22 protein-coding genes and 2 tRNA genes are annotated in these 25,093 nt (G+C 69.0%); 10 read left to right on the top strand and 14 right to left on the bottom strand.

The features are described from left to right. Nucleotides 1-3: 3 nt before the first annotated feature. The 5 genes from V7067_RS02065 to V7067_RS02045 form a co-directional block, all read right to left on the bottom strand. Nucleotides 4-1,482, bottom strand: coding sequence for a multicopper oxidase family protein (locus V7067_RS02065; protein WP_334174205.1), 1,479 nt, complete (start codon nucleotides 1,480-1,482; stop codon nucleotides 4-6). A gap of 107 nt (nucleotides 1,483-1,589) precedes the next feature. Continuing rightward, a complete protein-coding gene (locus tag V7067_RS02060; RefSeq protein WP_334174204.1) occupies nucleotides 1,590-2,876 on the bottom strand; it encodes an imelysin family protein in 1,287 nt (428 codons plus the stop codon). A gap of 144 nt (nucleotides 2,877-3,020) precedes the next feature. Beyond that, nucleotides 3,021-4,025 carry a Fe(3+) ABC transporter substrate-binding protein gene (locus V7067_RS02055; protein WP_334174221.1) on the bottom strand — a complete coding sequence of 335 codons (1,005 nt, stop codon included), beginning with the start codon at nucleotides 4,023-4,025 and terminating at the stop codon, nucleotides 3,021-3,023. Nucleotides 4,026-4,362: 337 nt separating this feature from the next. Beyond that, on the bottom strand, nucleotides 4,363-5,709 hold the full coding sequence (locus V7067_RS02050) for a class I SAM-dependent RNA methyltransferase (RefSeq protein ID WP_334174203.1): 1,347 nt from the start codon (nucleotides 5,707-5,709) through the stop codon (nucleotides 4,363-4,365). Nucleotides 5,710-5,897: 188 nt separating this feature from the next. Beyond that, the gene (locus V7067_RS02045; protein WP_334174202.1) at nucleotides 5,898-6,716 is read right to left on the bottom strand and encodes a TlyA family RNA methyltransferase; all 819 of its coding nucleotides are present in this window, start codon (nucleotides 6,714-6,716) and stop codon (nucleotides 5,898-5,900) included. 184 nt (nucleotides 6,717-6,900) lie between these two features. On the opposite strand from V7067_RS02045, the gene V7067_RS02040 reads away from it, so the two are divergent. Genes V7067_RS02040 through V7067_RS02030 form a run of 3 tightly spaced genes read left to right on the top strand, consistent with a single transcriptional unit; the run spans nucleotide 6,901 to nucleotide 8,896 of the window. Continuing rightward, nucleotides 6,901-7,737, top strand: coding sequence for a hypothetical protein (locus V7067_RS02040; protein ID WP_334174201.1), 837 nt, complete (start codon nucleotides 6,901-6,903; stop codon nucleotides 7,735-7,737). Then, on the top strand, nucleotides 7,730-8,362 hold the full coding sequence (locus V7067_RS02035; RefSeq protein ID WP_334174200.1) for a chromate transporter: 633 nt from the start codon (nucleotides 7,730-7,732) through the stop codon (nucleotides 8,360-8,362). The genes V7067_RS02040 and V7067_RS02035 overlap by 8 nt, the downstream gene beginning before the upstream one ends. Nucleotides 8,363-8,371: 9 nt before the next feature. Further along, a complete protein-coding gene (locus V7067_RS02030) occupies nucleotides 8,372-8,896 on the top strand; it encodes a chromate transporter (protein WP_334174199.1) in 525 nt (174 codons plus the stop codon). A gap of 9 nt (nucleotides 8,897-8,905) precedes the next feature. Here V7067_RS02030 and V7067_RS02025 read toward each other — a convergent pair whose 3' ends face one another. Continuing rightward, complete coding sequence (locus V7067_RS02025) at nucleotides 8,906-9,289, bottom strand: hypothetical protein (protein ID WP_334174198.1); 384 nt, start codon at nucleotides 9,287-9,289, stop codon at nucleotides 8,906-8,908. A 94-nt stretch (nucleotides 9,290-9,383) separates the two neighbouring features. Between V7067_RS02025 and V7067_RS02020 the strand changes: the two genes are divergently transcribed. Then, nucleotides 9,384-10,391, top strand: a complete 1,008-nt coding sequence (locus V7067_RS02020) for an RluA family pseudouridine synthase (RefSeq protein WP_334174220.1) — start codon at nucleotides 9,384-9,386, stop codon at nucleotides 10,389-10,391. A 350-nt stretch (nucleotides 10,392-10,741) separates the two neighbouring features. After that, nucleotides 10,742-11,653 (top strand): RNA polymerase sigma factor RpoH, encoded by a 912-nt coding sequence (gene rpoH, locus V7067_RS02015; protein WP_334174197.1) that lies wholly within the window; start codon nucleotides 10,742-10,744, stop codon nucleotides 11,651-11,653. 79 nt (nucleotides 11,654-11,732) lie between these two features. On the opposite strand, the gene V7067_RS02010 is transcribed toward rpoH, so the two are convergent. From V7067_RS02010 to V7067_RS02000, 3 genes are all read right to left on the bottom strand, one after another. Next, on the bottom strand, nucleotides 11,733-13,331 hold the full coding sequence (locus V7067_RS02010) for an EAL domain-containing protein (RefSeq protein WP_334174196.1): 1,599 nt from the start codon (nucleotides 13,329-13,331) through the stop codon (nucleotides 11,733-11,735). Between the two features lie 267 nt (nucleotides 13,332-13,598). Beyond that, on the bottom strand, nucleotides 13,599-14,618 hold the full coding sequence (gene ppk2 / locus V7067_RS02005; protein WP_334174219.1) for a polyphosphate kinase 2: 1,020 nt from the start codon (nucleotides 14,616-14,618) through the stop codon (nucleotides 13,599-13,601). Nucleotides 14,619-15,069: 451 nt separating this feature from the next. Then, a tRNA-Gly gene (locus V7067_RS02000) sits at nucleotides 15,070-15,144 on the bottom strand. A 236-nt stretch (nucleotides 15,145-15,380) separates the two neighbouring features. On the opposite strand from V7067_RS02000, the gene V7067_RS01995 reads away from it, so the two are divergent. Together V7067_RS01995 and V7067_RS01990 are read left to right on the top strand one after the other, a co-directional pair. Beyond that, a complete protein-coding gene (locus V7067_RS01995; protein ID WP_334174195.1) occupies nucleotides 15,381-16,031 on the top strand; it encodes a LysE family translocator in 651 nt (216 codons plus the stop codon). A gap of 95 nt (nucleotides 16,032-16,126) precedes the next feature. Further along, complete coding sequence (locus V7067_RS01990) at nucleotides 16,127-16,762, top strand: MarC family protein (RefSeq protein WP_334174194.1); 636 nt, start codon at nucleotides 16,127-16,129, stop codon at nucleotides 16,760-16,762. Nucleotides 16,763-16,790: 28 nt separating this feature from the next. On the opposite strand, the gene V7067_RS01985 is transcribed toward V7067_RS01990, so the two are convergent. Continuing rightward, nucleotides 16,791-17,294: a DJ-1/PfpI family protein gene (locus V7067_RS01985; protein ID WP_334174193.1), complete on the bottom strand. Its 504-nt coding sequence runs from the start codon at nucleotides 17,292-17,294 to the stop codon at nucleotides 16,791-16,793. 286 nt (nucleotides 17,295-17,580) lie between these two features. Here V7067_RS01985 and V7067_RS01980 point away from each other — a divergent pair, with 286 nt between their 5' ends. Next, nucleotides 17,581-18,198: a trimeric intracellular cation channel family protein gene (locus V7067_RS01980; protein ID WP_334174192.1), complete on the top strand. Its 618-nt coding sequence runs from the start codon at nucleotides 17,581-17,583 to the stop codon at nucleotides 18,196-18,198. Between the two features lie 98 nt (nucleotides 18,199-18,296). Next, the gene (locus V7067_RS01975) at nucleotides 18,297-20,669 is read left to right on the top strand and encodes a Tex family protein (protein WP_334174191.1); all 2,373 of its coding nucleotides are present in this window, start codon (nucleotides 18,297-18,299) and stop codon (nucleotides 20,667-20,669) included. Between the two features lie 74 nt (nucleotides 20,670-20,743). Here V7067_RS01975 and V7067_RS01970 read toward each other — a convergent pair whose 3' ends face one another. From V7067_RS01970 to V7067_RS01960, 3 genes are all read right to left on the bottom strand, one after another. Further along, nucleotides 20,744-21,241 (bottom strand): hypothetical protein, encoded by a 498-nt coding sequence (locus tag V7067_RS01970; RefSeq protein WP_334174190.1) that lies wholly within the window; start codon nucleotides 21,239-21,241, stop codon nucleotides 20,744-20,746. 53 nt (nucleotides 21,242-21,294) lie between these two features. Then, nucleotides 21,295-22,161, bottom strand: coding sequence for a DUF2092 domain-containing protein (locus V7067_RS01965; protein WP_334174189.1), 867 nt, complete (start codon nucleotides 22,159-22,161; stop codon nucleotides 21,295-21,297). 249 nt (nucleotides 22,162-22,410) lie between these two features. Beyond that, a complete protein-coding gene (locus V7067_RS01960) occupies nucleotides 22,411-23,379 on the bottom strand; it encodes a complex I NDUFA9 subunit family protein (RefSeq protein WP_334174188.1) in 969 nt (322 codons plus the stop codon). Between the two features lie 389 nt (nucleotides 23,380-23,768). Here V7067_RS01960 and V7067_RS01955 point away from each other — a divergent pair. Beyond that, nucleotides 23,769-23,853: transfer RNA gene (locus V7067_RS01955), tRNA-Leu, on the top strand. A gap of 774 nt (nucleotides 23,854-24,627) precedes the next feature. On the opposite strand, the gene V7067_RS01950 is transcribed toward V7067_RS01955, so the two are convergent. After that, nucleotides 24,628-25,093: hypothetical protein (locus tag V7067_RS01950; protein WP_334174187.1), on the bottom strand; the 466-nt coding region annotated here is incomplete at its 5' end.

The raw sequence follows: 25,093 nt of genomic DNA, 5'->3' as shown, positions 1-25,093 counted from the left end.
ACCTCACGCAACCGTCATGTAGCCCATCATGCCGGTTTCCTGATGCTCGATGATGTGACAGTGGAACATCCATTTTCCCGGATTGTCGGCCACGAAGGCAACCTGCAGCCGCTCCTTGGGCGCCACCAGCACGGTGTCGGCAAAGTGCGGCAGCACCGCACCGGTGCTGGAGCTGACGACGCGGAAGGTGTGGCCGTGAATGTGCATCGGATGCACATGCGGCGTGCCGTTGCGCAGTTCGAACAGATAGGTGCGCCCGCGGTCGAGCTGCGCCAGCGGCGGCGGCAGCACCTGATGACCGCGGTTCGGCCAGGGCTGGCGGTCGATGGCCCAGAACGTGCGCTGGGACAGACACAGGGGCGAGACCGGCCCGCCGGCTTCCGCAGCCCCGGCGATCTCGGCCGCCGCCCGCCCGGATGCGGTCGCCGAAATGGCGACCGGCATGAACACCGCGCCGGCCAGATCCGGCTCCGGGATGACCGGCTTCGTCAGCGGCGCGGGGTCGAACGGACCGCGCTCCAGCATTTCGCCGTGGCCGGCAAGCACGGCGAGTTCCACCGGCTCGGGGGCGAAATAATCGACCAGCCGGGCCTGTGCCCCCGGCTTCGGCGCCCGCACCACCAGATCGAGCCGCATGCCCGGCCCCATGCGCCAGTGCGTCAGCGGCACCGGCGGAATGCCGGCCCCGTCGATGGCGATGATGGCGGCTTCCGCCCCCACGATGCCGATGTCGGGCACCCGCGTGGCATCGACATTGGCAAGGCGCAGGCGCACATCGCCGCCGGCCGCCACCGGAATGACCGGCCGGGTCACGCCGTTGACCGCACGCACGGTGCCGAAAGTGCCGCCGCGCGCGGCACCGGCATCGGTCATGAACGGCAGAAAGCCATCCGGCCCGATGCGCCAGTCCTTGAGCGCCAGCACATGATCGCCGTCATAGGGCCGGGTTTCGTCGCCCTCCACCACGAGAATGCCGATCAGGCCGCGACCGATGGATTCCACCGTGTTGCAGTGGGTGTGGAACCAGTAGGTTCCGGTATCCGGCGGCGTGAAGCGATAATGCCCCTCGCCGTCCGGCGGGATCGGCGCCTGCGTCAGATAGGGAACGCCGTCCTGATCGTTCGGCAGACGGATGCCGTGCCAGTGAACGGTCATTTCCTCCTGCCCGGCGGGAATGCGGTTGCGCACCGTCACCGCCAGCGTGTCGCCGATCCGCACCCGGATGACCGGCGGAAACGGCTGCGCCGCATCGAACGACCAGAGATCGGCCGCGGTGCCGGAAAATGCCGGCAGCGTGCCGCGAAAGGGGGCGGCCTGCAGCGTGACGGCCACCTCGCGCCCGCCGCCGGCGACAGCACGCGGCGGCAGTTGCGTCGCCGACCAGGCGCGGCCGGCGGGCATCAGCGCCGCGCCGAGGCCGCCCGCCGCCGCGCCGATCGCCACCGCGCCGAACGCCTGTGAAAAACCACGCCGTGTGAGCATCCGATTGCACCTGCACGCCTTGCGCAGGCCCCTTCAAAGGCAGCCGGGCGGAGGCCGCAGCCGGCCCCCGCCCGAACATGTACCGCTCATGCGCCGCCTGCGCGGTCTCAGTTGCCGCCGACCGCGGACGGATTGTCGAGCGAGTCGGAACCTTCCACCTCGATCTTCAGACCGAGGCCGGAAACCACGCCCTCGATGGCCTTGGTCTGGTCGACCAGCGCCGTCACCACGTCGTCGATGATCTTGTTCCCCTCCGGATTGTTGGGGCCGATCATCTGGTCGTAGGCTTCCTTGCCGCTGTCGGCACGGTCCTTCATCACCTGCATCTTCGCCATGGTGTTGGCAAAGGCGGCATCGAGGCGGGCCGCCGCCTCCGGCACTTTGGCCGCGGCATAGGCCTGCAGGCCCGGGCCGGCCAGCGTGGTGCCGTCGGCGCGCACATAGGTGCCGGTGTAGAGCGCCTTCATGCCCACTTCGTCATAATAGTGCGAGTTGTGGGTGTTGTCGGAGAAGCAGTCGTGCTCCTCCTCCGGGTCGTGCAGCAGCAGGCCCAGCTTGGTGCGCTCGCCGGCAAGCTCGCCGTAGGACAGCGACCCCAGACCGGTGAGAATGGTGGAAAGGCCGCCTTCAGGCCCCTTGGCCAGCAGTTCCTTGCGCGCCTCGCCGCCGGCCTTCCACGCCTCCGCCATGTCGTTCAGGTCGGAGATGAGCAGGTCGGTTGCCGCCGTCAGAAAGGCGCGGCGACGGTCGCAATGGCCGTTGCTGCAGCTTTCCAGCGAATAGTCGGTGGCCGGCCGGTTGCCGGCGCCGGGGCCGGTGCCGTTCAGATCCTGCCCCCACAGCAGGAACTCGATGGCGTGATAGCCGGTGGCGACGTTGGCCTCGACGTCCTGCGCTTCCTGCAGCTTGTCGGCCAGCAGTTCCGGCGTGATGGTGGTCACGTCGATGACTTCGTTGCCGATCCGGATCTGCGTGCTGGCGATGACGTTGGCCGTATAGAGCGGGTTCTCGTCGGATTCCTCGCCGTAGCTGTTCTTGTCGACATAGTCGATGAGGCCCTCGTCGAGCGGCCAGGCGTTCACCTTGCCTTCCCAGTCATCGACATAGGCATTGCCGAAGCGCAGGCCTTCGCTCTGCTGATAGGGCACGCGGGCCGCCTTCCACGCCGCGCGGGCGGCAGCCAGCGTCTGGTCATCGGGGCTGGCGAGGAAAGCGTCGATGGCGCCCTTCAGCGCCCGGGCGGTGGAAAGGCTGTCGGCATACATCGCCGCCGCCACATCGGCGTAGTGATCCACCACCGCCTGCGGCGCCGGCGCATCGGCGGCATGGGCCGCCCCGGCCGCCGTCATCACCCACAAGGCCACCCCGGCCAGCCCCATCTTCGCACGACGCATCGTCTTCATCCCTCGTCACATCCCCGTTTGTGACCGGTCCCCGGACAAGGCTCCGCCCCCGGCTGCCGGAAACGGCAGCCGTCCTGTCGGCGCGAAACCCGGCCGCCGGCCGGCCGGCGCGGCAATTGCCGCCCTTAAGCGTGTTCAGTTCTGCGGGCCGCCGTCGAAATCGACCTTGTCGACGATTTCGCTTGCCTGCTTGCGATATTTCGCCAGTTCCCACATCGGCAGCGGGTCCGGCTTCATGGTCCCCAGATCCTGAATGACCTTGTTCGGCTTCAGGCCCGGCTTGACCGGATATTCAAAATTGACATCGGCATAGATTTCCTGCGCCTCGTCGGAGGTCAGAAATTCGATGAGCTTCAGAGCATTGGCCTTGTTGGGCGCGTTCTTCGCCAGCACCACGCCGGAGATGTTCACCTCGGTGCCGCGGCCATCGCTGTTGGGGAAGATGACGCGCATCGCCTTCGCCCATTCCTGCTGTTCCGGCTCGCGGGTGTCGGTTTCCATCAGGCCGACATAATAGGTGTTGCCGAGCGCCAGATCGCATTCGCCGGCCCAGATGGCCTTCGCCTGCGCCCGGTCGTCGCCGGAGGGCTTCATCGCCAGATTGTCGCGGATGCCCTCGACGATCTTCGTGGCTTCCCCGACGCCGTCGTTGGCGATGAGGTTGGCGAACAGGCCGATATTGTAGACATGCTGGCCGGAGCGGGTGCAGAGGCGCCCCTTCCATTCCGGCCGGATCAGATCCTCGTAGGAGAGCTTTTCTTCCTTCACCCGCTCGCGCGAGGCATAGAACACGCGGCCGCGCATGGTGAGGCCGACCCAGCCATGGTCCGGGTCGCGGTAGATGGCGGGAATGTTCTGTTCCACCACCTTCGATTCGATCGGCTGGGTGATGCCGAGCGCCTTGGCATTCTCCAGCCGGCCGACATCGACCGACAGCAGAATGTCGGCGGGCGAGAACTCGCCCTCTGCGGCAATGCGCTCCTCAAGGCCGGCGGAGGCCGTCACCACGTTGGCGCGGATACCGGTTTCCTTTGTGAAACGGTCGAGCAGCGGCTGAATCAGGTCCGGCTGGCGGTAGCTGTAGATATTGACCTCGCCGCCCGCCAGCGCCGGCGCCACCGGGGCCAGCACCGCGACCAGCCCGGCAGCAGAGGCAACAACGGCAGCAGCAGCACAGGCGCCGCGCACTGCGCCCGCCGCCCTTCGCACCAACGCAGCCACCGGCCCGCCCGCGCAATCCATGGTCGTTCCACTCCCCATCGCCGCCGGCCGGCCAGAGCCTGCACCGGCCCGGTCGCAGCATAGCGCGAAGGCGAGACTGCGACTGGTTTGCGAATGCACAAAGCACCCTGCAACCCCGCCCTGTCAATGACGAAGGGTCCGTCCGGCCGAACTTTAAAAGATTTCCGGATTTCAGCCGGCAGAAAAGGCCTTACAGATTGAAATTATTCTATTTCTGATCTGGCAGGCCGTCGCCTCACGCCCGCCGGAGCACGGCAACCGCTTCCACATGGGGCGACCACAGGAACTGATCCACGGGCACCACTTTTTCCACCTCCCAGCCGCCGGCGACGAGAACGGCCAGGTCGCGCGCCAGCGTGGCCGGATTGCACGAGACCATCACCAGACGGGGCACATCCTTCACCCCGGCCAGCACCTCCGCCTGCGCCCGGGCGCCGGCAAAGGGCGGGTCCACAACCACCGCGTCGTAACGGGCGAATTCCTTCACCTGCATCGGCCGGCGGAACAGATCGCGCACCTCAGCCGTCACCGGATTGCGGTCGCCGGCCCGGCGCCGCGCGGCCTCCAGCGCCTCGATGGCGCCGCGTTCGCCGTCGATGGCGTGGACGGAGGCGGTGCGCGCCAGCCGCAGCGAGAAGGTGCCGATGCCGGCGAAGAGATCCAGCACCCGCCGGGCATCGCCCACGCCCTCGGCCACCACCGCCGCCATTGCCTTCTCGGCTGTCACGCCGGCCTGCAGAAAGCCGCCCGGCGGCGGCAGCACGCCGACCCCGTCGATATCCACCACCGCCTCGCGCGGGGCGAGGATCACCTCGCCGCCGACAGCGAGCCGGGCGAGGCCGAGCGCCAGCACCTCGCCCACCAGCCGCTCGCGCAACCGCGCATCGACCGGCCGGGTGGAAACGGCGGCCACATCCAGCCCGCCGGCCGAGGCCGTCACGGTCAGGCGCACCGGATCGCGCTTGCCGATCAGCAGGCCGGCAAGGCGCTTCAGCACCGGCAGCCCGGCCACGATGGCCGGCACCGCAACCGGGCATTCCTCGATATCGAGAATGTCGTGGCTGGCGCGGGCGTGAAAACCGAGGCGCATTGCCCCGTCGACCCGCGCCGCGCTCAGCACCACCCGCCGCCGCATGCCGGGGCCGCAGGCAATGGCCGGCGCCACGGGCGGGCTCAGCCCGCGGTCGGCCAGTGCGGCAACGAGCTGTTCGCGCTTGAAGGCGCGATAGGGCGACTGCGCCCAGTGCTGCAACGCGCAGCCGCCGCAGCGGCCGAAATGCGCGCATGGCGGGGTGATGCGGTCGGCCGACGGCACGATCAGGCCGGCAAGCTGCCCGCGCTCGCCGTGCCGCACGACATCCACCACCTCGCCCGGCAGGGTGCCGGGCACATAGACCGGGCCGCTGCCGGTCTCCGCTATGCCGTCGCCGCGATGGCCGACACGGTCGATTTCCACCCGCTCGACGGTGGCCGGCCCGTCTTCGCCGGCGGACGGCGGCGCGGCATCACGCGGCGCGGCCGGGCGGCGGCCGGAGCGCGCGGGAACGGGACGGGCGGAGGAACGGGCGGCGGCGGCCTTCATGGGCAGTCACTCGGAACGCGGCCGGGGCGCGGAAAGACACCGCCGGCCGGGGCGCGGCAGGGCGCCCGGAAAGAAGACATGGCCCCGCCCGCGCCGGCAGGCCCTGCCGCGCGGCCAGAAGCCGGACTGGAACACTTCTTAACCCATCCGGCGGCAAAGCGCTGCATCCGCCGCGTCGCGGGCCGCGATCAGGCCGGGCGGTCCTTCACGGCGCCGAGCAGGAATTCGCGGTTGCCGTCGCCGCCGGCGATGGGCGAAACGGTGTGCCCCACCACCCGCCAGCCCGGCCGGGCATCGAGCCAGCCGGCCACATCGGCCAGAGCGGCGCCGGCCAGCGCCGCATCGCGCACGATGCCGCCGCGGCCGATGCCCTCGCGCCCGACCTCGAACTGCGGCTTGACCAGAAAGGCGCCGAAGGCACCCGGCGCCGCCAGATCAAGGGCCGCCGGCAGCGCCAGCTTCAGCGAGATGAAACTGAGATCGGCCACCAGCCCCTGCGGCGGCTCGATCACGTCGCCGGCCGTCAGGTGGCGGACGTTCACGCCCTCGCGGCAGATCACCCGCGCATCGGCCCGCAGACGCGGGTGCAGCTGATCGTGGCCGACATCGAGCGCCACCACGCGCCGCGCGCCGCGGCGCAGCAGTACCTCCGTGAACCCGCCCGTGGATGCGCCGAGATCGGCGATGTGCAGGCCTGCGGGATCGAACCGGAAGGCATCGAGCGCGGCGACCAGCTTCTCCGCCCCCCGCGAGACCCAGTCCGGCGCCTCGTCGTCGAGCGTCAGCACCGCGCCGGGCGCAACCGGCGCGTTGGGCCGCGCCACGACCGCGCCGTCGAGGCGCACCAGTCCGCGACGGATCAGATCCTGCGCCCGCGCCCGGCTTGGCGCCAGCCCGCGCGCCACCAGCGCCAGATCGGCCCGCTCACGGCCGCCGGCCGGGGCCGCGCCCTGCGGCGGCGGGGCATCCGCAGCCGATTTTCCTCCACGAGTTCGCCTCGCCGACATTCCAGCCTCTTGCAAGTCAGGCGCAATGCGCCCCTGATGGCATACCGCTGCGGCAAAAGACAGCGCCGACAGGAAGGGCTCATGCGGCGACGGGGGATTTCGCGCACGAGCCGGCCCGCTCCGCCATCCGATCGCACTTTCCCCCTGCGCGGCGAGCGACAGGGAACAGGCCTGGGACCCGACCATGGACGACCTGCACTATCGCGAATACAAAATCCTGCTGCGCCCGGAGAAGTTCTTTGCTTCGACACAGTTCGAGGCGTTCTGGGATCTCGTCTGCCATATCGCAAAGAAGAACGATGTCGGCATCGAAACCAACAAGAACGCCTTCCACCGGCTGGTTCGCGAAGTGCTGTTCTACGATACGCCGCGCTACGACCTTTATAAGAATGCCTTCATCCTGCGCAAGCGCACGTTCTACGAGGACGGCTGGCCGCGCAACGACCACGAACTGACGGTCAAATATCGCCACGCCGATCTCGGCAAAGCCGCCCAGATCGACATGACGCCGCATCTGAACGGCCGCGCCGAGATCAAGTTCAAGGAAGAAATCCTGCCGCTCCGGGACCAGCTCGGCGGCATGCGCAGCCTCTATTCGCACAACTGCGTGCTGACCTCGCCCAACATCGTTCTCAATCAGGGCCTGAGGCACATCGCCGACGTTTTTCCGCCGATGAACGAGATCGACACCTCGCCGGATACGGAAATCAACCTCGTCAACAACGTGGCCGTGGAAGAAATTCAGGTCGATGTCGGCCAGTTCGACTTCGGCCACAAGCTCGCCGCCAAGGCCACCATCGCCATCTGGCGCAACCGCGCGTCCGAACAGTCGCTGATCGGCGAGTTCGCCTTTCAGGCCAAGTTCAGCCACATCGAAGACCTGCACCGCAAGGCGAAGGAGCGCTCCGAGCACTTCTTCCGCGCCGTGCAGATGAATGCGCCCGACTGGATCGCGCTCGGCACCACCAAGACCGCGATGGTCTACGGCATCGGCAATCAGGTGGTGGCGCACAATGAGTGACAGCCCCCCGCCCCCTGCGGCCGCGGCGCCGCCACCGGGCACGCCCACCCCCGCGGCCGTCCGGGCGGGCCTGTGGGAGATCTTCGTCACCTTCCTCATCATCGGCGCCACCTCGTTTGGCGGCGGCGTCGTGGCCTATCTGCGCAACAGTCTGGTTCTGAACAAGAAATGGCTGGACGAAGACGGCTTCATGGTGGCGCTGTCGATCTCGCAGGCGCTGCCGGGGCTGAACGCCACCAACATGGCCATCATCGTCGGCGACCGGCTGCGCGGCGTCGCCGGCGCGGTGGCCGGCTTTCTCGGCATGACGCTGCCGGGCGGCCTGTTCATTCTGGTGCTGGGGGTGGCCTATGCCTCCAGCCACAACAACCCGTGGATCACCGCCGCGCTTGCCGGCGTCGGCGCGGCTTCCGTGGGGCTGCTGGCGGCCATCACGCTGCAGATCGGGCGCAAGCAGCTGGTGCACCTGCTCGACCTTTCCATCGTGATCGTCACGGTGGTGATGGTCAGCTTCCTGCACATCTCGCTCGTCTGGGTGCTGCTGACCGTCGGCCCCGTGGCGATCTTCCTGTTCCGGCCGCGCAACGAACCCGTGCCTGGGCCGCACGACCACCCGGTGGACTGAGGGCGCGCCATGAACGACACCAACTGGAGCATCCTCGGCGTCTTCTCGCTGCTGTCGGTGCTGGCGATCGGCGGCGGCACGGCGGTGCTGCCGGAAATGAAGACCCTCACCATCGACGCCCATCACTGGCTGACGAGCGATCAGTTCCGCAACATCTATTCCCTCGGCCAGCTCGCGCCGGGGCCGAACATGCTGATGGTGATCGTCATCGGCTATCACGTCGCCGGCTATCCCGGCGCGGCGCTGGCCTTCATCGGCTTCTTCGGCCCGGCCGGCCTCATCGCGCTCGGCACCAACCGGGTGTGGGACCGCTTCGAGGGCTCGCCCTGGCGCACCGCCGTGCAGCGCGCCATGGCCCCGATCGTGGTCGGGCTGATGGCCGCCGGCACCATCGCCGTCGGCCGCACGGCCATCGGCGATACGCTGACGGTGCTGTTCGCCGTCGCGGTGTTCGTCGTCATGATGGTGCGCAAGGTCAACCCGGCGCTGCTCATTCTGGCCGGCGGCATCGCCGGGGTCGTGCTGCTGCGCTGAAAGACCGGCTCAGGGGGCCGGCGCCACCGGCCCGCTGACGAGGCGCACGCGCGCCAGCACCGCGCCGCTGGCAACGTCCACCACCACCACCGAACGGCCCGCGCCGTCTTCCACCACCATCGCCAGCGCGCCGTTATCGAGGCTTGAGGACAGAATCTGCGCGCCGGCCGCCGCCGGAACGGTGATGTCCGCCTCGCGGCCGGTGCGCACGGTCTTTCCGCCGCCCCCGATTGTGCGATAGAGGATCACCGAGAAAACGGCGATCAGACCGAGCGCCATGATGAAGCCGGACGTGCGGACCAGACGGGTCAGGCGCTGCTGCAGGCGTTCGGAGGCCGGATCGAGCGGCTTTTCGGCAGTCTCGACAGGATCGGGGGTATTGGTGAGCGGCATTGAAAATGAAGGGCCCGCGCAAAACGGCGCTCTGGAGGACTGGGACGACGACATCGCGGAGGCCGCGGACGACGGCGGCGAAGCCGGCCAGACCATCGCCTTCAGCCCCGAGGACGCGGCTGCCCGCGGGCGGATCGATGCCGTGCTCGCCGCGCACCTGTCGCAGACGATGGGTGCCGACGCGCCGAGCCGCGCCCGAATCCAGGCCCTGATCCGGGCCGGGCAGGTCACGCTCGACGGGCGGACGATAGGAGAGCCGGGCCGGCGGGTCAACGCAGGCGCGCAGATCGTCCTCACCCTGCCGCCCCCGGAGCCGGCCGAACCGGCGGCCGAGAACATTCCCCTCGACATCGTCTACGAGGACGAAGCCGTCATCGTCGTCGACAAGCCGGCCGGCCTCGTGGTTCACCCCGCGGCGGGCCATGCCGGCGGCACGCTGGTCAACGCCCTGCTCCACCACTGCGGCGCCAGCCTTTCCGGCATCGGCGGCGTGCTGCGGCCGGGCATCGTCCACCGCCTCGACAAGGACACCAGCGGCCTGATGGTGGTGGCCAAGAGCGACCGGGCGCACAAATCGCTCGCCGCCCAGTTCGCCGACCACGGCCGCACCGGGGCGCTGGAACGCGCCTATATCGCCCTCGTGTGGGGCGGACCGCGGGCCGGCGGCGGCACCATCGACGCCCCGCTCGGCCGCTCGCCGCAGAACCGCCAGCGACAGGCCGTGGTGCGCTCCGGCGGCCGCGAGGCCATCACCCATTTCGAGGTGCTGGAGCGCTATGGCCGCACCGATGGCGACACCTCGCTGGCGTCGCTGGTGGAATGCCGTCTGGAAACCGGCCGCACCCATCAGATCCGCGTGCACATGGCCCATATCGGCTATCCGCTGGTGGGCGACGAGGACTATGGCGCCGGCTTCCGCACCAAGGTGAACCGCCTGCCGGAGCCGGCCCAGTCCGCCGCCCGCAGCTTTCCGCGGCAGGCGCTGCACGCCGCCCTCATCGCCTTCGAGCATCCGCTGACCGGCGAGGTGATGCGCTTCGAAAGCGAGCCGCCGGAGGATCTGGCCGGCCTGATCGAGGCCTTCCGCGCGATCGGCGACTGAACGGCGGGCAGCGGGCAAACCCATAAGGACAGATCCCGCAAGCCCCGCCTTGCAAGCCCCGCCCAACCCCCGCAGGCCGGCGCTCTGCCGCGACCGTCATTTGGACATAAAGCGTTCTATGATGACAAAGAACGCCGTTGTCCCCCGGGGTGCGGTTCCGCTTCATCGGGAAAAGGCGATGAAAGGGCTTTCCTTTTGATCGCCTTTCGACGATGATGCTCGCGTCAGGTTGCCGCGCAACAGGCCGCGGAGGGCCGCACAGCCTCCCGGAACCCGTGCGAAGGGGAACCGGAACGGTCCCGCTTCATCCGGAAGGGGGCCGGCACAAGACCATCAGGAGGGCGCTTTCCATGGCCCAGCCGTCGCTTCCCGCAATTGCCGCCAGCGAAGGCGGTCTGTCCCGCTATCTCGATGAGATCCGGCGGTTTCCGATGCTGGAACCGCAGGAAGAATACATGCTCGCCAAGCGCTATCAGGAGCATGCCGACCCGGCGGCCGCGCACCGGCTGGTGACGAGCCACCTGCGCCTCGTGGCCAAGATCGCCATGGGCTATCGCGGTTACGGGCTGCCCATCGGCGAGGTGATCTCGGAGGGCAATGTCGGGCTGATGCAGGCGGTCAAGCGCTTCGATCCTGACAAGGGCTTCCGGCTGGCCACCTATGCCATGTGGTGGATCAAGGCCTCCATTCAGGAATATATCCTGCGCTCGTGGAGCCTTGTGAAGATGGGCACCACCGCCAGCCAGAAGCGGCTGTTCTTCAACCTGCGCAAGGTGAAGGGCCAGATTCAGGCGCTCGACGACGGCGACCTGCGCCCCGAGCAGGTGGAACAGATCGCCCGCAAGCTCGGCGTCAGCCAGGAAGACGTGGTTTCCATGAACCGCCGTCTTTCGGGCGATGCCTCGCTCAACGCACCGATCCGGGCCGATTCCGAATCCGGCGAATGGCAGGACTGGCTGGTGGACGATTCCACCAATCAGGAGGAACTGCTGGCCGAAAGCGAAGAGATGGAGAGCCGCAAGAAGCTGCTTTCGCAGGCGCTCGGCGTGCTCAACGACCGCGAGCGGCGCATCTTCGAGGCCCGCCGGCTGACCGACGAGCCGGTGACGCTGGAGGAGCTTTCCGGCGAATTCGGCGTCAGCCGCGAGCGGGTGCGCCAGATCGAGGTGCGCGCCTTCGAAAAAGTGCAGGAGGCCGTGCGCGCTGCCGCGCTGCGCATGGAGCAGCCCCGCGCCGGCGCCGCCCTGCAGCCGGGCGCCTGAGCGCCGCGCCGCCATCCGCCACGAACCGCCGCAGATCGGCAAAGGCCGGGCCCCGCGCCCGGCCTTTGCGTTTGCGGCCTCAGGCGCCCGCCGCGCCGGCCGGTGCGCTCCCGGTACCGGGCGGGCCGTTGGTCTCCCGCACGAAGGCGCTGAATTCGGCCGCCGGCAGCGGCCGGGCAAACAGCCAGCCCTGCGCGAACGCAACGCCGTTATCGCGCAGATAGGCGGCCTGCCGCTCCGTCTCGACACCTTCGGCGACGAGGAACAGCCCGAGCGACTTCGCCATGTCGATGATATGCGCGGTAACCGCGCTGGTCGCCGTCTCCCGGTCGATGGTCTCGACGAACGACTTGTCGATCTTCAGCCCGTCCACCGGCAGCCCGTGCAGATATTGCAGGCTGGAATAGCCGGTGCCGAAATCGTCGATGGCGATGGTGTAGCCGGCCTCGCGGGCGCGTTCCAGCGTGGCGCGGGCCTCGTGGATGTCGATGAACCCGCGCTCGGTCGCCTCCAGCCAGATCTGCCCGGCACCGAGGCCCGCCGCCCGCAACTGCGGTCCCAGCACGTCCAGCACCCGGCCCGTGCGCATATCGTCGGCGCAGATGTTGATCGCGATGTGCAGCGACGGATCGCTGCGCAGCACATCGCGCATATCGTGCATGACGTGGCCGATGACCCGATCGGTGATCGGCAGAATGAGGCCGGTTTCCTCGGCCAGCGGAATGAACAGATCCGGCCGCACCATGCTGCCGTCCGGCCGCCGCCAGCGCACCAGCGCTTCCGCCCCGACGCAGCGCCCCGACGCAAGCGCGATCAGCGGCTGATAGCAGACCACGAACTCGTCCTTGCGAACGGCGATTTCCAGCTCGGCACGCGGCGAAAGCCGCTTTCGCGACAGCCACACCACCACCACCACGATGAAGACGGCAATGAAGCCGCCGACCGGCAACAGCAGCAGCAGCAGCCGGTCGACGCGATTCGAAAGCTCCGCCGCCGGCTCGCTCACCAGCACGATCAGCCCGGCATCACGCCGCACCACGAACAGCTTGCCGGCCGCCATGCCCTCGCGGTTCCCGCCGCGCAGCAGCGTCAGCGGCGGAAGCGCGGCCGGATCGACGGTGGCAAAGGCCCGGCCGTCCTCGGTTGCCAGCGCAACGGCCATGCCATCGTCAAGCAGCACGTCCACGAACCGCGCCGGCACGACGAGGGCGTTGTAGTCGCCGAGGTCGAAGGCGGCCATCGTGGTGCGGGCACTCACGCGCGGCTCCACGTCGAGCGTCACCCCCAGCCCGTCGGGCAGCACATAGGCCGGCGCCTCGCGCGGCACGATCACCCGCGTCGGCCCCCACGAGGTGCATTTCAGGAAACCGCCCTGAAAGTAGCCGATCTCTTCGACCGAAATCGCCGCCGCCGTCAGCCGGCGCATTTCCTCGATATGGGGCTGAGAACAGGGCGTCAGGTGGCTGGCGGCAATCGTCTTCAGTGTGTCGTCGACCTGCGCGGCGGTCCGGCGCGCGCGCAGCAGCACGTTGTGCGCCGTCTGCTGCAGATCGCCCAGTTCATCCTGAAGCGCCCGATAGCGCGCGATCCACGCGGTGGCCGCGAGCGGCAGCGCCGCCCCCAGAATGCCCAGCAGCACCGCAACCGCGATGATGTGGAAGCGCCTCGTTCTCAGCACGCCCGCCCCCCGCCACGCCCGCCCGCTGCAATCCGGCTGCCCGGGCAGCCGCGCGCCGCCGCAGCCCGCGCGGCAACGACACGGGACGACAATGGCACGGGCCGGCGACTCGCCGCTGTCGCCCGGCCGGGCACAGCGCAGTTTCGCCGCACAGGGCCGCCGGCAACAGCACAAAAGTGCGCTGCATGGCGGCGACCCTATGTCGAAACTGCATCTTGCAGGTGCATTCTGGCAAGCGGTTCCGGCGGTGTTACCCGCCGGCCGGTATCACTTTTCGCCGAACAGATACTCGCCGCGCTCGTGAATGGCGTTGGCACGGCCCACAAGCAGCGTCTCCACCGGCCCGATGCGCTTCACATCCTTGCCGGTATAGGGCAGCGCATGCAGCACATAGCGCATGGCGTTGATGCGGGCACGCTTCTTATCGTCCGATTTGATGACGATCCAGGGCGAATCGGCCGTGTCGGTGTGGAAGAACATCGCCTCCTTGGCGCGGGTGTAGTCTTCCCACTTGTCGAGCGAGGCGAGATCGACCGGCGACAGCTTCCACTGCTTCAGCGGATGCACCTTGCGCTCCTTGAAGCGGCGGCGCTGCTCTTCCTGACTGACCGAGAACCAGAACTTGATGAGGTGGATACCGCTGCGCACCAGATTGCGCTCGAATTCCGGCGCCTGACGCAGGAACTCGCGGTACTCGTCCTCCGAGCAGAAGCCCATGACGCGTTCCACGCCGGCGCGGTTATACCAGCTGCGGTCGAACAGCACGATCTCGCCGGTGGTCGGCAGGTGCTCGACATAGCGCTGGAAATACCACTGCCCGCGCTCGACATCGCTCGGCTTCTCCAGCGCCACCACCCGCGCGCCGCGCGGGTTAAGGTGCTCCATGAAGCGCTTGATGGCGCCGCCCTTGCCGGCGGCATCGCGGCCTTCGAACAGGATGATGACGCGCTGGCGCGCCTCCTTGACCCACGACTGCAGCTTCAGCAGTTCCGTCTGCAGCACGAACTTCTCGTGCTCATAGTCGCGCCGCAGCATCTTGTACTTGAAGGGATAGCCGCCGGAGCGCCAGTCATCGGCCAGCTCCTCGCTGTTGGCGCGCGGGCGGTCCGCCTTCGGCATACCGAGCGACTTGCGCAGCCGCTGGGCATCGTCCGGGGCTGCGCCGGCAATGATGGCGGCGATGCCGGCCTCTGCCTCGGTGCTGCCGTCGCCCGCGATCTGCTGCACCGCCGACAGTTCCGCCTCCTGAGCCGCTTCCTGCCGCTCGGCCGCAAGACCGGCCTCCATGGCGGCGGTAAGCGGCGCGGTGCCGGCCTCCCCCCCGCCCGCAACCGCGGCGCCCGCGCCCGGATGGCCGGTGCCCGAGGTGCCGAAGTCCGAAGTGCCGAAATCCGCGTTGCCGGTGTCGGTGTTCGCCATGCTGCTGTCTTTCTCCGCCTGCGCTGCGCCACGGGATGCAGCATCGCGGGGCACACCCGCCGCCGGCTGCCCGGCAGCCGGCCCGCGGCCCGTGCCCGGCTGCCCCGTTCTCAACTCTGACGCCAGATTTGCGCTTCCGCCAGATGGCCCGGCATTGAGTGAAATCAAGCCGCGGGCGCCGCAGGGGCGGCGCGCAGGGGCATGGCGACGAACTGTCGCCGGCGCAGCCGGTTGCCGGCAGCGACAACAGTACGGCGAACGCCGCGCGCAAAGCCGGATACCGGAGACACATCTTTTTGACGGGAAAAGGAGGATAAACTGGAGCGGGCGATGGGATTCGAACCCACGACCCCAACCTTGGCAAGGTTGTGCTCTACCCCTGAGCTACGCCCGCATCCGGTTTAATCGGCGCCGGAACCGTGCCGGCGACGGGGTGGGATATGCACCAGCCCGCCGGCGATTGCAACGCCTTTGTTGCCGGCGCGGCCGCGGGCCGGCACCATCCACAGCCGGCTGTGGACGGAGCGGCGCGCGATGCCATCGCCACCGCGGCCGAATCGCCCGATACAGGCATCCGATGCTGGCAGCCGATACTGGCACGGGCAACCGGTGCGCACAGGGAGTGCCGTCATGACGATTGCGGAAGCGCTGGCGGCTTTCTCGCTGGCTGCTGGCCTTCTCACGCTCACCCCCGGGCTCGACACCGCGCTGGTGCTGCGCACCGCAGCGGTGGAAGGTCCGCGCCCGGCCATGGCCGCCGGCTGCGGCATCACGCTCGGCGTGCTGCTCTGGGGCCTCATCGCCGCCGCCGGGCTGGGCGCGCTGCTGACAGTTTCCGAAGCCGGCTTCCGCATCCTGCAGATCGCCGGCGCCGTCTATCTGGTGTGGCTGGGGGCCGGCATGGTGCGCGGCGCCCTCTCCGGCCGCGCCGCCGCCTCCGTCGCGCCGGCAGCGGCCCCCGCCGGGCAGCAGGCCGCCGCGCGCTGGTTCCTGCGCGGCCTCATGACCAATCTGCTCAACCCCAAGGTCGGCCTGTTCTATGTCGGCTTCCTGCCGCAGTTCATGCCGGCGGGCGTCAGCGTGGTGGCGTTCGGGGTGCTGCTGGCGGCCATCCACGGCGCCATGGGGCTGTTGTGGTTCGCGGCACTGACCGGCGCCACGCGCCCGCTGTCGCGCTGGCTGATGCGGCCGGCCGTCGGCCGCGGGCTCGATCTCGTCACAGGCACGGTGCTGATCGGCTTCGGGCTGCGCCTCGCCTTCAGCCGTCGCTGGGCAGGCTGAAGGCCGGCGACCGCCCCCGCACCACCGGCGCACGGCGGCTGGCGGGGCAAGGTTGCCGCCGGCCGGCGCTGCAAAACGCGTTCACGGGAGAAATCATGGACCTGACGGTTACGATCAAGCTGTTCGCCGCACTGTTCGCCATCATGAATCCGTTCGTCTGCCTGTCGGTATTTCTGGCGCTGACCGACGAGCAGACCGCCGCGGACCGCCGCCGGACCGCGGTTCTCGCCATTATCACCGTTTCTGTCGGCTCGGTGGTGTGCGCTCTGGCCGGCTCGCAGATCCTGTCGGTGTTCGGCATTGGCATCGACAACTTCCGCCTTGCCGGCGGACTCATCGTGCTGCTGATCGCGCTTTCCATGCTGAAGGGCGACGAACACGCCTCTCACGCCGGCAACGAGCAGGAGCAGGCGAACTACCGCAGCGACACCAGCGTGGCGTTCTATCCTCTCGCCGTGCCGATGATGCTGGGGCCGGGCACCATCACCGCGCTGATCGTGTTCATGCAGTCGTCGATGAAGGACGGCACCCTGCTGGCCTATGCGCTGGGCCTCGGCAGCTATCTGGTGTTCTTCTCCGCCTTCCTGCTGGCGGCGCCGGTGCTGGCGCGCTGGCTGTCGCCGACCGTTCTCAGCGTCACCAAGCGGCTGATGGGCATCGTGCTCGCGGCCATCGGCGGCGAGATGATGACGACGGCTATTTCCAATCTCTATCCGGCGCTGCTGCGCTGAAGCCGGCCGGCGGCAAAGCGGGCGCCGGTCAGCGGCGGTGATGCCGGTCGCGCAGTTCCACTTCCTCCACGATGCGGGCGATGAAATCGTCCACATCGGCGGGGGCACGGCTGGTCATGATCTCGCCCATGGCCGTTTCGGCCGGCCCCGGACCGCCCTTGAGAAAAATCTCGGCCGTCAGCGGCAGCCACGGGCCGTGGCACATGGCACCGACCGGGCGGCCGGTTTCCAGAAAACGCAGCACCAGTCCGCGGCCGGGCCAGCGCGGGCTTGCGACCTCCGGCGACAGGTGGAAGCCGGACAGCACCAGAGCCTCGTAATCGTCCGGCCGGGCATCGGCGAGCTTCAGGTCGGCGCCGATGCGCTCGCGCCGGGCGGGATCGGGGCCGTCCTCGATGCCGCGGCCGTCGAGAGTGGCGACATCCACCCGTGCCCCGGTGCGGCGCAGCTCCTCGCGCGACACCGAGACCTCCCAGCGGCCGGACTTCTCGGTCGCCACGATGAGGATACGCGAATCGCGGATGTGCGGCATGGGAAGACCTCCGCTGACAAGGCACGCGCTCTGAAGGCACGCTCGCCGGCTGTTTCCGCCAGAAACCGCCGGTCCGGAAAACCATGCTGCAACAGGCTTGTTCCAGCCTGCCGCCGTTCTTGCATGGTACACCCCGGAGGCTATCAATTCCTTTGCCGGCATGAAACGGGGACTGTTTGCAGACGCGCAATTTGGCCGCACCCCGTGGCCGGAATGTCGCGGCGCGGAAACACGGCCCGGAGACACAATCCGCAGACCGCGGACAGGCAGGGAGGAAACGGCCGTCATGGAACTGCAGGTGCTCTACATCATCGCCATCGTCGCAGAGGCGATGACCGCGGCGCTGGCCGCCGGCCGGCGCGACATGGACTGGGTGGGCGTGGCCATGCTGGGCTGCGTGACGGCGCTGGGCGGCGGCTCGACGCGCGATATCCTGCTCGGCCACTATCCGCTGTCGTGGGTGGCCCACCCCTCCTACCTGCTCATCACCAGCGGGGCGGCGCTGCTGACGGTGTTTCTGGCCGGTTTCATCCACCACCTGCGGCGGGTGTTTCTGTTTCTCGATGCTGTCGGCCTCGTGGTGTTCACCGTGATCGGCTGCAAGGTGGCGCTGGGGCTGGGGCTGCCGCCGCTCATCGTCATCGTCTCGGGCATGATCACCGGCTGCATCGGCGGCGTGCTGCGCGACATCCTGTGCGCCGACGTGCCGCTGCTGTTCCGCAGCGAGCTCTATGCCTCGGTCTCGGTGGTCACCGGCGGGCTCTATGTGGGCGGGCTGGCGCTGGGCCTCGATGCAACGGCAGTGATGGTCGCAGCCCTTGTCTGCGGGCTGGCGCTGCGCCTTGCCGCGCTGAAATTCCGCTGGAACATGCCGACCTTCCACTACACCCGCGACTGGCACTGACAGCCCCCGGCGGCACCCGGTTGGCATCGGCGGCGGGCGCGCCTATGGTCGCGCGCTCCGCAAACCGTCAGATGGGCAAGCCGCCCGATGGGACAGAGATGGCCGTAGTCGAGACCGATCGCATCGCCCGCACCATTGCCGCCGAGATCGCCGCCCGCCCCGCGCAGGTCACAGCCGCCATCGGGCTGATCGACGAAGGCGCGACGGTTCCCTTCATCGCCCGCTACCGCAAGGAAGTGACCGGCGGCCTCGACGACACCCAGCTGCGCCAGCTTGAGGAACGCCTCGTCTACCTGCGCGAACTGGAGAGCCGCCGGGCAACCGTGCTCGAATCGATCCGCGCGCAGGGCAAGCTGACGGACGAGCTTGAGGGCCGCATCCGCACCGTGGAGACCAAGGCGGAGCTGGAAGACCTCTACCTGCCGTTCCGTCCCAAGCGCCGCACGCGCGCCGAAATCGCCCGCGAGAAGGGCCTCGGGCCGCTGGCCGAGGCGCTGCTTGCCGACCGCACGCTCGATCCGGCCGCCTTCGCCGCCGGGTTCGTGACCGAGGCGGTGCCGAGCGTGCGGGTGGCGCTGGAAGGCGCACGCGACATCGTTGCCGAGGGCCTTGCAGAAAACGCCACCCTCATCGGCCGGCTGCGCACCTACCTGCACGAGCGCGCGCTGATCCGCTCCCGCGTGGCAGAGGGCAAGGAAGAGGCCGGCGCCAAGTTCGCCGATTATTTCGACCATGCCGAGCGCTGGGCCACCACCGCCGGCCACCGCGCGCTCGCCATGCTGCGCGGCCGCAACGAGGACATCCTCAGCCTTGAGATCGAGGTCGATGCCGACGACCCGGCGCCGGTGAAGCCGGCCGAACGCATGGTCGCCGAAGCGCTCGGCATTGCGGCGCGGCCGGGGCAGGCACTGTCGCCGGCCGATAGCTGGCTGCTGGAGGCCGGGCGCTGGGCCTGGCGGGTGAAGCTGTCGCTGCACCTCTCGCTCGACCTGATGACCACGCTGCGCGAGCGCGCCGAGGAAGAGGCGATCCACGTCTTCGCCCGCAACCTGAAGGATCTGCTGCTCGCCGCGCCCGCCGGCACCCGCACCACCATGGGTCTCGATCCCGGCATCCGCACCGGCGTCAAGGTGGCGGTGACGGATGCCACCGGCAAGGTGGTGGAGACGGCGACCGTCTATCCGTTCCAGCCGCGAAACGACCTCACCGGCGCCATCGCCGAGCTTGGCCGCCTGATCGTGCGCCACAAGGTGGAGCTGATCGCCATCGGCAACGGCACGGCAAGCCGCGAAACCGACCGCATGGTGGCCGAGCTGCTGGCCCGGCTGCCGGCGGCGGTGAAAAAGCCCACCAAAGTGGTGGTGAGCGAGGCCGGCGCCTCGGTCTATTCGGCTTCGGCGGTGGCGGCGGCGGAATTTCCCGATCTCGACGTGTCGCTGCGCGGGGCGGTCTCCATCGCCCGCCGGCTGCAGGACCCGCTGGCCGAACTCGTCAAGATCGAGCCGAAATCGATCGGCGTCGGGCAATATCAGCACGATGTCGACCAGAGCCGCCTCGCCCGCGCCCTCGATGCGGTGGTGGAAGATGCGGTGAACGCCGTCGGCGTCGATCTCAACACCGCCTCCGCACCGCTGCTGGCGCGCGTCTCCGGCCTCGGCACCTCGCTGGCCGAGGCGATCGTCGCCCACCGCAATGCCACCGGCCCGTTCGCCACCCGCCGGCAGCTGCTCGATGTCGCCCGCCTCGGCGCGCGCACCTTCGAGCTGTCCGCCGGCTTCCTGCGCATCCGCGACGGCGCCGAGCCGCTGGATGCCTCCTCGGTGCATCCGGAAGCCTACGGGCTCGCCAAGCGCATCGTGGCCGCCTGCGGGCGCGATGTGCGCACGCTCATGGGCGACAGCGCGGCGCTGCGCGCCCTGAACCCCGCCACGTTCGTCGACGACCGTTTCGGCCTGCCGACGGTGCGCGACATTCTGGCCGAGCTTGAAAAGCCCGGCCGCGATCCGCGCCCGGAATTCCGCACCGCCGCCTTCGCCGAAGGCGTGGACGACATCAAGGACCTGAAACCCGGCATGGTGCTGGAAGGCACGGTGACCAACGTCGCCAATTTCGGCGCCTTCGTCGATATCGGCGTGCATCAGGACGGTCTTGTCCACGTTTCGCAGCTCGCCGACCGGTTCGTGAAGGACCCGCACGAGGTGGTGAAGGCCGGCGACGTGGTGAAAGTGCGCGTCGTCGAGGTGGACGTGAAGCGCAAGCGCATCGGCCTGACCATGCGCAGGGACGACGGCGCGGCCGCCGGCGAGCGCCCGCACGGAGCCGACAGCCGGCGCGACGGCCGGTCCGGCCGGTCCGACAAGCCCGGTCAGGCGGGTCAGGCCGGTCAGAAGGGCGGCCCCCGCACCGCCCCCCCCGCCGGCCCGCAGGGCGCGCTGGCTGCCAAGCTGGCCGAGGCCCTGAAGAAGCGCTGAAACGAAAACGGCCGGGGCAAGCCCCGGCCGTTTCCCTGTTCCACCCGTTCCCCGTCAGGCGCGGGGGCGACGGCTCACGGAGCCGGCACCACCGTGTAGACGAGGCCGCTCGGCCCGTAATACGGCCGGTACCAGACGTTGCCGCACGAATAATAGCCATAGGCCGAGGCCCAGGAGCAGCCGCCCGGCAGCACGCCGTAGGTGGCGCCGACGACCGGCATCGGGGCCACCGGCACCGGATAGGGCCGCGGCGCAGCCGCCGCCGCGCCGATGGCCACGCCCGTGGCAAGGCCGACGCCCGCGCCCACGGCCGCCGCCGCACCCGGGTTCCATGCCGGCGGGTGATAGCCCCACGCCGGCGCCGGGGGATGATAGCCCCAGCCGCCGGCGGCAACCGTCGGGCCGTGCCAGGCAGCGCCGCCGCCGGCCGGGCCGTGCCAGCCGCCGCCGAAGCCGCCGCGATAGGCAACCCAGGCCGAAGCCGGCGTGGCCGCCACCGCAGCCGCCGCCGCAAGCGAAATGCCGAGCACCGCCCGGCTGACCAGAGAACGGGACAGGGTGAGACGGCGCATGGAAAACCTCCTTGCAGGCTGTCGCGTGGTGCAGTTGGTCATGGCCGCGGCCCTCACTCAGCCTTGGCCGCGGGCAGCAGGCCGATTTCGACCGCGCCCTTCGGCACCTTGAAGGTGAACTCGCCCGGCCCCGCCTTTTCCTTCAGATCCCAGTCGCTGAAGCGGGCGACGTAGGTCGGCAGGCCCGGCTCGTCGAGGTGCGTCACCTGATAGCGCACCGGCAGATCGGTATCGGGATCGACCCAGAGCTGCCATTCCAGCCCCGGCGCCGCGTAGACGGCCTGCACCGTCATGTCGCCGTCCACCAGCGAGGGACCGACGACATAGGCATTGGCCAGCCCCTCGGTCAGCACCGCATAGGGATCGGGCAGCAGGAATTCCGCGGCGGCGAACTGGATGGCGCTGGTCTCGGCCGCCTTCTGCAGCATCGCCGCCACGTCGCCGCCCACCTTCAGCCGGGCGTAGAGGTTGGTGTTCTTGTCGAACAGCACCAGCGAATCGCCGTCATAGAGATATTCGACCTTGTTCTCGCCGCTGCGGACCTTGGCGCGGAAGCGCTCCGGCCGCGACAGCGTGATGTCGGTCTCTTCGAGTTTGGTCACGAACTGGCCGAGGGTGGTGGCAACCGGCCGCTCGGACTCGATCGTCACCGACAGCGTCTTCGCGGCCGCGATCTTGTCGGTGGCCGCCTTCAGCAGGTCGAGCGCGGCCTGTTCCTTCCACTGAGGCGCGTCCGGCTTGGCATCGGCCGGTTTGGCATCGGCGGGTTTGGCATCGGCGGGCTTGGTTTCAGCCTGCGGCGCGGGCGCGGCGGCCGGTGCCGCCTCCTGCGCCAGCGCGGGGCTGAACGCCGCTGCCGACAGCAGCAGCAGCGCCGTCGCAAGGCCGCGCCGCGGCGTTGGGGAAATGAGGCCCATCATTCTTCCTCCAGAACATGTCTGGGCGGGCAACCTGGCCCCCCCGGTTCTCGCTGCCGGACCCGGCGCATCATGCCCCCATGATTCGGGACCGGCGACATCAGAGTGTCGCGACGAGTTCGGCAGATCCAAGGTGTTTTTTCCGTAAATGCCACCGCAGGTGCCGGCGGCCGGCCGGAAACGACACGGCGCGCCCTCCCCTGCCGGAAAGGCGCGCCGCAGCAACCTGACATGAGTGGCCGGCCCGGAGCCTCAGGCGAGGCGCCGGTCGGCGAACTGGCCGGTGGCCCGGAAACGGTCGAGATAGGTCGGCAGGATCGCCTCAAGATTGGTGGCGCGGATGCCGAGCCCCTCCAGCGTGCGCCCGGCCTCGATGGCCTCGCGCGACACGATGTTGTCGACCTGCAGCAGCTTCACCTGATCTTCGGTGATGGGCGCACCCGGCAGCCAGCCGGTCAGCTTTGCCATGAGGGTGGCGGTGGAGGGCGTGATGGTCACGACCGGGCGGCTGCGGCCGGTCTCGACATTCACGATATCGAGGCACTCGCGCACGGTCTTGATCTCCGGACCGCCCAACTCATAGACGCCCGGCGCCACCAGCCCGTCGACGGCGCGGGCAATGGCCTCTGCAACGTCGGCCACGAACACCGGCTGCAGCTTGGTATCGGCGCCGATCGCCGGCAGGAACGGCAGGAACCGCGCCAGCGTGGCGAACATGTTGAAGAACTTGTCCTCCGGCCCGAACATCACCGAGGGGCGGAAGATCACCGCCTCGGGATAGAACGCCTTCACCGCCGCCTCGCCCTTGGCCTTGGTGCGCGCATAGCCCGAATCGGACTTGTCGCTGGCGCCGATGGCCGAGACATGAATGAAGCGGCCGACGCCGGCCTTGGAAGAAGCCTCCGCCACGACATGGGCGCCGGCAGCCTGCACCGCCTCGAAGCTCTGCTTGCCGCCCGGCGCCAGCAGACCCACGAGGTTGATCACCACCGAGGCGCCGTCCACCGCGCGGGCGACGGAAGCGGGAAAGCGCAGGTTGGACTGCACCGGCAGAATCTGCCCCGGCAGACCGAGCGGCAGCAGGTGGACCGCAAGATCCGGCCGGCGCACCGCCGGGCGGATGCGGTAGCCGCGCTTTGCCAGCGCCTGCACCACATGGCGGCCGAGAAAGCCCGACCCGCCGAACACCGTGACGATCTCGTCCTTCAGCGCATCAGCCATCGCGCCGTGTTCCTTCCTGCAAGCGGCCGCGCCCGATCAAGCCGGGCGCGCGGCCGGGAAACCGATCCTGCCTTCTGGGTTCTTCTCTAGCGCGGATTGCAGTCGGAAGAAAACCGGCCGGGCCGGCAAAAAGCGCCGGCACCGCGAAGACAACGTTTCAATGCTCTAGCCAAGGGCAGCCCGCCTGTGAAGGCGCGCGGGCGCCGCACCACCCGCCCGATCGCCCCTTCCCGCCCGCCGGCACGGCCACACCCGCCCCGTCCGCCCAAATTAACAGGTTATCCCCAGCCTGTGACGCTTCGACGATGTTTGTGCGGCATGGCGATTGACAAGAACCGGCCCGCACCGTACATCACCCCCCGTCAGCGCAACAAACGGCGCCGACGAAAGCCCAGGTGGCGGAATTGGTAGACGCGCAGGTTTCAGGTACCTGTGCCGCGAGGCGTGGAGGTTCGAGTCCTCTTCTGGGCACCATCCGCATTAAATGCTGATTGCTTCCAATAAGATAAGCACTCAGCGCGGAGGTCTCACCGGATCGTTCGATGAACGGTGAGACGTGATGCAGCTCCGGCCGGTATGGCCGATGAAGCGCACATGATTTAGTTTTCCTGCTGTGGAATATCATCCGGCCGGGCGGCGAATTTATCGTCGGACCGGGTAACCGGTTTGGCCGGGCTCCCGGCGGCCTTCGCTGCCAGAGATGGCTTCGGCAAGGGGCTGTGCGGAGACAAGGGGACTGTGCGGACAGCCGCGTGCATGCGCCAGTCTCTGTTCGACCGGTGAAAGCGCGGCAGCGGTGACCGGCCGGCGACAACCGTGTTTCCCGCCACCCAAGACCATCCCGCCTTTCGCCGGCCTCCCGAACGACCGGCCGCGGACGATCGCCCGGCCCGGCACCGGACGGGCCCAGACTGTCGCCACAGACAGCCGCCTGCAGAAGCCGGCCCGGATCGGCGGACGACTTACGGCTCAGGGCTCTTGCGCGTCACACCAGCCGCAAGCGGCGGAAGGCGCGCCTTCTGACCCGCTTGCAGCCTTCCGAACCGCCCGCATTGGCCGTCGCGCGCCGGGCGGGCCAGACCTTGCCCCGAGTTCTTGTCCCCAGTTCTTGCCCCCAGTTCTTGCCCGCTGACCTGACCTGCCCGCCGGCCCGCCTTGCCGCGCCCGGCCGCCAGCCTGCGCAGGCGGCCGGATCAGCACGCGGTGCCCGCACCGCGTCTGCCCGGCGGCGCGCGGCCGGGATGGCAATCAGTTCTGAATCTGGAACTTCCGGTTCTGGCCGAGAATCGTCTTTGTTTCGCCGATGATCTCGCCCTCGCGCGGATTGGGCTTCGGTGTCGCGGTGAAAATATCGGTGAACCAGTTGCCGCCGGACACGTCCTCCAGCGCCTCGTCGCTCAGGGGTTCGGAGCCGGTCGTCTTGTTATCGCCCATCGGGGGTGTTCCGTGCTTGTCGCTTCGGTGCAGCCGATCCTGACACAGACCGGTGACGCCGGCCTTACAGCCTTGGCAATCGGCAATCGGACAGCGGACAGCCGGCTCCGACGGATCATCCGGCAGAAGCGGGCGTTCGCTGGCCGGCGATTGCCGACGACCGCACCGCCCGGATTGCCGGCCCTCCCCGCGCCCGCCGCGCTCAGGCCGGCAGTGTTTATGGCAACGGTATTCATGGCGACGGTATTCATGGCGACGGGCGCGGACCGGCCCCGGCCCG

Source organism: Pseudoxanthobacter sp., assembly GCF_036822375.1.
GTDB lineage: Bacteria > Pseudomonadota > Alphaproteobacteria > Rhizobiales > Segnochrobactraceae > Pseudoxanthobacter.
Note: the sequence above shows the minus strand (reverse complement) of the source record. Positions and strands in the feature narration are given on the sequence as shown.

Bases quoted from the DNA above. Each gene is read 5' to 3' on its own strand.
- V7067_RS02065 (WP_334174205.1), bottom strand. From the start codon at position 1,482: ATGCTCACACGGCGTGGTTTTTCACAGGCGTTCGGCGCGGTGGCGATC.
- V7067_RS02060 (WP_334174204.1), bottom strand. From the start codon at position 2,876: ATGCGTCGTGCGAAGATGGGGCTGGCCGGGGTGGCCTTGTGGGTGATG.
- V7067_RS02050 (WP_334174203.1), bottom strand. From the start codon at position 5,709: ATGAAGGCCGCCGCCGCCCGTTCCTCCGCCCGTCCCGTTCCCGCGCGC.
- V7067_RS02045 (WP_334174202.1), bottom strand. From the start codon at position 6,716: ATGTCGGCGAGGCGAACTCGTGGAGGAAAATCGGCTGCGGATGCCCCG.
- V7067_RS02040 (WP_334174201.1), top strand. From the start codon at position 6,901: ATGGACGACCTGCACTATCGCGAATACAAAATCCTGCTGCGCCCGGAG.
- V7067_RS02035 (WP_334174200.1), top strand. From the start codon at position 7,730: ATGAGTGACAGCCCCCCGCCCCCTGCGGCCGCGGCGCCGCCACCGGGC.
- V7067_RS02030 (WP_334174199.1), top strand. From the start codon at position 8,372: ATGAACGACACCAACTGGAGCATCCTCGGCGTCTTCTCGCTGCTGTCG.
- V7067_RS02025 (WP_334174198.1), bottom strand. From the start codon at position 9,289: ATGCCGCTCACCAATACCCCCGATCCTGTCGAGACTGCCGAAAAGCCG.
- rpoH (WP_334174197.1), top strand. From the start codon at position 10,742: ATGGCCCAGCCGTCGCTTCCCGCAATTGCCGCCAGCGAAGGCGGTCTG.
- ppk2 (WP_334174219.1), bottom strand. From the start codon at position 14,618: ATGGAGGCCGGTCTTGCGGCCGAGCGGCAGGAAGCGGCTCAGGAGGCG.
- V7067_RS01995 (WP_334174195.1), top strand. From the start codon at position 15,381: ATGACGATTGCGGAAGCGCTGGCGGCTTTCTCGCTGGCTGCTGGCCTT.
- V7067_RS01990 (WP_334174194.1), top strand. From the start codon at position 16,127: ATGGACCTGACGGTTACGATCAAGCTGTTCGCCGCACTGTTCGCCATC.
- V7067_RS01985 (WP_334174193.1), bottom strand. From the start codon at position 17,294: ATGCCGCACATCCGCGATTCGCGTATCCTCATCGTGGCGACCGAGAAG.
- V7067_RS01980 (WP_334174192.1), top strand. From the start codon at position 17,581: ATGGAACTGCAGGTGCTCTACATCATCGCCATCGTCGCAGAGGCGATG.
- V7067_RS01975 (WP_334174191.1), top strand. From the start codon at position 18,297: ATGGCCGTAGTCGAGACCGATCGCATCGCCCGCACCATTGCCGCCGAG.
- V7067_RS01970 (WP_334174190.1), bottom strand. From the start codon at position 21,241: ATGCGCCGTCTCACCCTGTCCCGTTCTCTGGTCAGCCGGGCGGTGCTC.
- V7067_RS01965 (WP_334174189.1), bottom strand. From the start codon at position 22,161: ATGATGGGCCTCATTTCCCCAACGCCGCGGCGCGGCCTTGCGACGGCG.
- V7067_RS01960 (WP_334174188.1), bottom strand. From the start codon at position 23,379: ATGGCTGATGCGCTGAAGGACGAGATCGTCACGGTGTTCGGCGGGTCG.